We start from the raw sequence: 6,993 nt of genomic DNA on the forward strand, positions 1-6,993 counted from the left end.
GATTTTTCACGGACGAGTGCTCATGTATATCAAATCTTTAGAACTGAAGAACTATCGGAATTATGAGAGTTTATGCATAAATATCAGCCCCGGAACGAATATTCTCTACGGCGACAATGCCCAGGGAAAGACGAATATTCTCGAGGCTTTATATCTCGCGGGTACGACAAAATCGCACCGTGGCAGCAAGGACCGCGAAATCATCCAGTTTGACCGGGAGGAAGCCCATATCCGGATGATGGTGGAGCGGAACGGCAGCACGCATAAAATCGATATGCATCTGAAAAAAAATAAATCCAAGGGAATCGCCATCGATGGAGTTCCGATCCGCAAAGCGTCGGAACTTTTTGGCATTGTAAATATTGTGTTTTTCTCTCCGGAGGACCTGAATATCATCAAAAATGGTCCTGCGGAGCGCCGGCGTTTCCTGGATAGCGAAATTTGTCAATTGTCAAGACTATACATGATCGAGCTTGCCAATTATAATAAAGTGGTGGCGCAGAGAAACAAGCTGCTTAAAGAGATTTCGTTTTCCGGCAGAATGGCGGATACGCTCGAGATCTGGGATGAGCAGATGGTCCGCTATGGAACAAGCATTATTTCCGAGCGGAAAAAGTTTATCAGCCGCCTGAATGATATTTTATCCGAGATCCATCAGAATCTGACCGGAGGAAAGGAGCAGATTCTGATTACTTATGAACCGAATGTGTCCGAGGAAGCGTTTTCCGAAGAGTTAAAAGCCGGAAGAGAGCGTGATCTGCGTTTCGGACAGTCCTACACCGGGCCGCACCGGGACGATTTCTGTGTGCGGGTCAACGACATTGATATCCGTAAATACGGTTCCCAGGGGCAGCAGAGGACGGCGGCGCTTTCGCTGAAACTGGCGGAGATCCGTCTGGTCGAGGAGGAAATTCACGATACACCGGTTTTACTGCTGGATGATGTTTTGTCGGAGCTGGACGGCAGCCGGCAGAATTATCTTCTGCAGAGCATTCACAGCATACAGACACTGATTACCTGTACCGGACTGGACGAGTTTGTCGAAAATCATTTTGAGGCAAACAGCGTATTCCAGGTGGTCGAGGGATCTGTGTTTCACAAAGAAACAGGAGGAATCTAAATGAGTACAGAGAACATGGAAAAGACAGAGTATGGTGCAGACCAGATTCAGATTCTGGAGGGTCTGGAAGCCGTACGGAAGCGCCCAGGTATGTATATCGGCAGTACCTCCGCACGGGGACTTCACCATCTGGTCTATGAGATTGTCGACAACTCGGTAGACGAGGCACTGGCAGGATACTGCAAAAATATTGACGTTACGATTAACCCGGACAACTCCATCACCGTCATCGACGACGGCCGTGGTATTCCGGTCGGCATCAATCATAAGTCGGGCCTTCCGGCCGTTGAGGTTGTCTTTACGGTGCTGCACGCAGGCGGAAAGTTCGGCGGCGGAGGGTACAAGGTATCCGGCGGTCTGCACGGCGTTGGTGCATCCGTTGTAAATGCGCTGTCCAACTGGCTTGAGGTGCGCGTTTATCACGATGGAAAGGTTTACTTCCAGCGGTATGAGCGCGGAAAAACCATGAATAAGCTGGAGGTCATCGATACCTGTCCGATCGAAAAAACAGGTACCGAGGTCCGTTTCCTGCCGGATGACACGATGTTCGAGGAGACGGTTTATGATTACGACGTTTTAAAAACAAGACTCCGCGAGACCGCATTTCTGACCAAGGGACTGCGCATTGTTCTGCGCGATCTGCGCACGGATCCGGTAGTGGAAAAAGCATTCCACTACGAGGGCGGTATCAAAGAGTTTGTCAGCTACCTGAACAAGAGCAAAACGGCGCTCTACCCGGACATCATCTACTGCGAGGGAGAAAGAGACGGCGTTCTCGTTGAGGTTGCGATGCAGCACAACGATTCCTATCAGGAAAATACGTACGGTTTCGTCAACAACATTACGACGCCGGAGGGCGGTACCCATATCGTGGGCTTCCGGAATGCACTGACGAAAACCTTTAATGAATATGCAAGAGCAAATAAACTGTTAAAAGACAGCGAACCGAACCTGACCGGAGAGGATATCCGCGAGGGTATGACGGCGATTGTCAGCATCAAAATCGAGGAGCCGCAGTTCGAGGGCCAGACAAAGCAGAAACTTGGAAACAGCGAGGCGAGAGGAGCAGTCGACAATATCGTGAGCACCCAGCTCGAGCTGTTTCTGGAGCAGAACCCGGCTGTTGCAAAAACGATCGTTGAAAAGTCCCTGCTTTCCCAGCGTGCGAGAGAGGCTGCAAGAAAAGCGCGTGACCTGACGAGAAGAAAATCCGCACTGGACGGTATGTCCCTGCCTGGAAAACTGGCAGACTGCACCGACAAGGATCCAAAAAACTGTGAGATCTTCCTGGTCGAGGGAGATTCCGCGGGCGGTTCCGCAAAATCCGCGAGAAGCCGTGCAACGCAGGCGATCCTGCCTCTGCGTGGAAAAATCCTGAATGTAGAGAAAGCACGTCTCGATAAAATTTATGCCAATGCCGAGATCAAAGCGATGATTACGGCATTCGGAACCGGAATCCACGACGATTTCGATATCACCAAACTGCGCTACGACAAGATCATCATCATGACCGATGCCGATGTCGACGGCGCGCACATCGACACACTGATGCTGACGTTCCTGTACCGCTTCATGCCGGAGCTGATCAAACAGGGCCACGTTTACCTGGCACAGCCGCCGCTGTTCAAGATTGAGAAAAACAAAAAAGTATGGTACGCATACGACGACGATCAGATGAATCAGATCCTCAATGAGATCGGACGCGGAGATAATAAGATCCAGCGTTACAAAGGACTGGGAGAGATGGATGCGGAGCAGCTCTGGGAGACCACCATGGACCCGGAACGCCGTGTTCTGCGCCGCGTTGTGTTCGATGAAGAGTATTCTTCTGAAATTGATCTTACCTTCAATACGCTCATGGGCGACAAGGTAGAACCGCGCCGTGACTTTATCGAAGAGAGAGCAAAATACGCAAACAACCTGGATATCTAAAAAGTCCTGTGAACTGAAGTGGAGGAAAAGATGGAAGATAATGTTTTTGATAAAATTCACGAGGTCGATCTGAAAGACACGATGGAGGAATCCTACATCAACTACGCGATGAGCGTAATTGCATCCCGTGCACTTCCAGACGTCCGCGATGGCTTAAAGCCGGTACAGAGACGTATTCTGTACTCCATGAGTGAACTGAACAATACGCCGGATAAGCCGCACCGTAAGTGCGCGCGTATCGTCGGTGATACGATGGGTAAATATCACCCGCACGGCGACAGCTCTATCTACGGAGCACTCGTCAACATGGCACAGGACTGGGCAACCCGTTATCCGATGGTGGACGGCCATGGAAACTTCGGTTCCGTCGACGGCGACGGCGCTGCGGCTATGCGATACACCGAGGCACGTTTAAGCAAAATCTCGATGGAGATGCTGGCGGATATCAACAAAGACACCGTAGACTTCGCCCCGAACTTTGATGAAACCGAAAAAGAGCCTGTTGTTATGCCGGCCCGCTACCCGAACCTTCTGGTAAACGGTACTTCCGGTATCGCAGTCGGTATGGCAACGAACATCCCGCCGCACAATCTGCGCGAGGTGGTAAGTGCCATTGTAAAAATTATTGATAATATCATCGAGGAGGACCGTACGACAGATCTCGAGGAGATTCTCGGCATTGTAAAAGGCCCTGACTTCCCGACCGGAGCAGAAATCCTCGGCACCCGCGGCATCGACGAGGCCTACCGTACCGGCCGCGGTAAAATCCGTGTTCGTGCGGTATCAAACATCGAGACACTGCCGAACGGAAAGAGCGAGATCATCGTAACCGAGATCCCGTACATGGTAAACAAGGCGCGCCTGATCGAGAACATCGCCGCGCTGGTAAGAGATAAAAAGATCGACGGCATCACCGGCATTGCGGACCACTCCAACCGTGAGGGTATGCGCATCTGTATCGAACTGCGCCGCGACGCCAATGCAAACGTCATCTTAAACCAGCTGTACAAACATACTCAGATGCAGGATACCTTTGGTGTGATCATGCTTGCACTGGTAAACAATCAGCCGAAAGTCATGAACCTTCTGGAGATGCTGACGTATTATCTGCAGCACCAGGAAGAGGTTGTGACGAGAAGAACGAAATACGACCTGAACAAAGCGCAGGAGAGAAGCCATATTCTGGAAGGACTCTTAAAAGCGCTTGACCATATTGACGAAGTGATCCATATCATCCGTGCATCCGCGAATGCGGCAGAGGCGAAGAAGAACCTGATGGAACGCTTCGATCTGAGTGATGCCCAGGCCCAGGCAATCGTAGACATGCGTCTGCGCGCTCTGACCGGTCTGGAACGGGAGAAGCTCGAGAACGAGTACAAAGAGCTGATGGCGCGCATCGAGCAGTTAAAAGCCATCCTCGCAGACCGCAAGGTGCTTCTTGGCGTTATCCGCAGGGAGATTCTGACCGTATCCGAAAAATACGGCGATGACAGAAGAACTTCCATCGGCTTTGATGAGTACGATCTCTCCATGGAGGATCTGATTCCGCGCGAGAATACTGTCATCACCATGACGAAACTGGGCTATATCAAACGTATGACCGTTGACAACTTCCGCAGCCAAAACCGCGGCGGCAAGGGAATCAAGGGCATGCAGACCATCGAGGACGACTACATCGAGGAGCTTCTGATGACGACGACCCATCATTACCTGATGTTCTTTACGAATACGGGAAGAGTCTACCGTCTGAAAGCATACGAGATTCCGGAGGCGTCCAGAACCGCAAGAGGAACGGCGATTGTCAACCTTCTCCAGCTGCAGCCGGGAGAGAAGATTACCGCTGTTATTCCAATGCGCAAATATGAGAAGGGCCATTATCTGTTTATGGCAACGAAAAAGGGACTGGTGAAGAAGACGCCGCTCGAAGAATACGAGAACGTCAGAAAAACGGGTCTTGCTGCCATTGCGCTCCGCGATGATGATGAACTGATTGAAGTTAAGACAACTGATAACGAGAAAGAGATTATTCTGGTAACGAAATTCGGCCAGTGTATCCGCTTCAAGGAAAACGATGTGCGTACGACAGGCCGTGTTTCTATGGGTGTACGCGGCATCAACCTTCTGGACGGCGATGAAGTAGTCGGCATGCAGATCTGCACGCAGGGAGACTATCTCCTTGTCGTATCCGAAAACGGCATGGGCAAACGGACGCCGATGGCAGAGTTTACCGTACAGCTCCGCGGCGGCAAGGGTGTCAAATGCTATAAGATTACCGAAAAGACCGGAAACCTGATCGGTTCCAAGGCGGTCAACGAGGATAATGAGATCATGATGATCACCACAGAGGGAATCATCATCCGTACGCCATGCTCCGGCATTTCTGTGATGGGACGGATCACATCCGGCGTTAAGCTGATGGATGTGGACGGCGAAATCAAGGTTGCCAGCATTGCAAAAGTAAGAGACAAAGAGGCGTCCGAGGAGACTCCGGTTTCGGAGAAAGAGAACGAAACGGCTTCTGAGAAAACGCAGGAATAATACAGCGTCGCAAAACGTGCCTGAGAGAAAAAAGCTCAGGCACGTTTTGCTCGTTTGGGGAAGGGGAGAAAAACATGAAACGAATTTTACTGATGGTGCTGCGGAATCTGCTTCTGGTTCCGTGGATGTGGTGCCGGCTCTGTTACCATGCAGCGCATCCGGACAAGTACAGTCTGGAAGAGCACTTTAAAATGCTGCGCTTTGTTGTACAGCGGGCGAACAAAGGCGGAAACGTCATTGTGGAATCCTATGGAGCAGAAAATCTTCCGGAGCAGGACGGTTTTGTGCTGTATCCGAATCACCAGGGACTGTACGATGTGCTGGCGATCGCAGGAGCGTGCTCGCGTACCTTTACAGTTGTTGCCAAAAAAGAGGTAGAGCATATTCCGTTTTTAAAACAGGTCTTTGCGTGCATCCACGCGCTGTTTATGGACCGGGAGAATCTGCGGCAGTCAATGCAGGTTATCAATGAGGCGGCCGATGTCGTAAAAGAAGGCAAAAACGTCATTCTGTTTCCGGAAGGAACGAGGAGCAGAAAGGGAAACCAGCTGCTGGAGTTTAAAAGCGGCAGCTTCAAGATCGCAGTAAAAGCAAAATGCCCGATCGTGCCGGTTGCGTTAAAAAACTGTTTTGTTCCGTTTGACTCCAATACCGTCCGTCCCGTAACGGTAGAAGTCCATTTTCTCGACCCGATCCCATATGAGGAATACCAGGGAATGAAGACAACAGAGATTGCCGAGATGGTAAAGAAGAGAATTGAAGCCGTCGTAACCGCGTAGCGGTTTCAGAAAAGAGCGTGATATGCGCTCTTTTCTGCTATTCTGGGGGCTGATTTGGGTTCTGTAAGGCATATTTTCTATAATAGTAAGAAAAAAACAAAAAAATCGAAAAAACGGGTTGACAAGAACGTAAGGTTTTTGTATAATAAACCATGCGTCACGAATGAGTGACCGCACATATCATTTTATATTTAGGCATTTGGAGAAGTACTCAAGTGGCTGAAGAGGCGCCCCTGCTAAGGGTGTAGGTCGGGTAACCGGCGCGAGGGTTCAAATCCCTCCTTCTCCGTTTAAAAGCCAAAAACAAAATGATATTTTTTGTGGAAAAAGTTCTTGACAAACAGCTTCACATCTGATAAGATAGCAGAGTTGGCGATGGGTTTGAAAAAACTAATCCCAAAAAATAAATTAAAAAAAGTTCTTGACAAAAGCGAATGAGTTTGATAAAATAAACGAGTTGCTGATCGAAAGAACGGCGAAGAAGTTAAAAAAAACTTCAAAAAAAATAAATCAAAAAAGTTCTTGACAAACGAAAAGTTCTGTGGTAAAATAAAAGAGCTGATCCGAGTCGGAACGGCAAAGATCCTTGATAATTAAACAATGAAACACATCCTCGAAAGTTCT

4 protein-coding genes and 1 tRNA gene are annotated in these 6,993 nt (G+C 49.5%); all 5 read left to right on the forward strand.

Annotated features, from left to right (window positions below):
• Window positions 1–22: 22 nt before the first annotated feature.
• The 5 genes from recF to DW642_RS14250 all read left to right on the forward strand — a co-directional run bounded on the left by recF (window position 23) and on the right by DW642_RS14250 (window position 6,658).
• Entirely contained in the window at window positions 23–1,120 is a 1,098-nt protein-coding gene (recF, locus tag DW642_RS14230; RefSeq protein ID WP_022462276.1) for a DNA replication/repair protein RecF, read from the forward strand.
• Window positions 1,121–3,052, forward strand: coding sequence for a DNA topoisomerase (ATP-hydrolyzing) subunit B (gene gyrB, locus DW642_RS14235; protein ID WP_022462277.1), 1,932 nt, complete (start codon window positions 1,121–1,123; stop codon window positions 3,050–3,052). It begins immediately after the preceding gene.
• Window positions 3,053–3,082: 30 nt separating this feature from the next.
• A complete protein-coding gene (gene gyrA / locus DW642_RS14240) occupies window positions 3,083–5,590 on the forward strand; it encodes a DNA gyrase subunit A (RefSeq protein ID WP_117510652.1) in 2,508 nt (835 codons plus the stop codon).
• A gap of 74 nt (window positions 5,591–5,664) precedes the next feature.
• Window positions 5,665–6,369 carry a lysophospholipid acyltransferase family protein gene (locus tag DW642_RS14245; RefSeq protein WP_117510654.1) on the forward strand — a complete coding sequence of 235 codons (705 nt, stop codon included), beginning with the start codon at window positions 5,665–5,667 and terminating at the stop codon, window positions 6,367–6,369.
• A gap of 201 nt (window positions 6,370–6,570) precedes the next feature.
• Window positions 6,571–6,658: transfer RNA gene (locus DW642_RS14250), tRNA-Ser, on the forward strand.
• Window positions 6,659–6,993: the final 335 nt, after the last annotated feature.

This window comes from Blautia sp. AM23-13AC, from assembly GCF_003435675.1.
Taxonomy (GTDB): domain Bacteria; phylum Bacillota; class Clostridia; order Lachnospirales; family Lachnospiraceae; genus Fusicatenibacter; species Fusicatenibacter saccharivorans.

What these genes read in the sequence shown, in the direction of transcription:
- recF (WP_022462276.1), top strand. Translation starts at nt 23, where the DNA reads ATGTATATCAAATCTTTAGAACTGAAGAACTATCGGAATTATGAGAGT.
- DW642_RS14245 (WP_117510654.1), top strand. Translation starts at nt 5,665, where the DNA reads ATGAAACGAATTTTACTGATGGTGCTGCGGAATCTGCTTCTGGTTCCG.
- gyrB (WP_022462277.1), top strand. Translation starts at nt 1,121, where the DNA reads ATGAGTACAGAGAACATGGAAAAGACAGAGTATGGTGCAGACCAGATT.
- gyrA (WP_117510652.1), top strand. Translation starts at nt 3,083, where the DNA reads ATGGAAGATAATGTTTTTGATAAAATTCACGAGGTCGATCTGAAAGAC.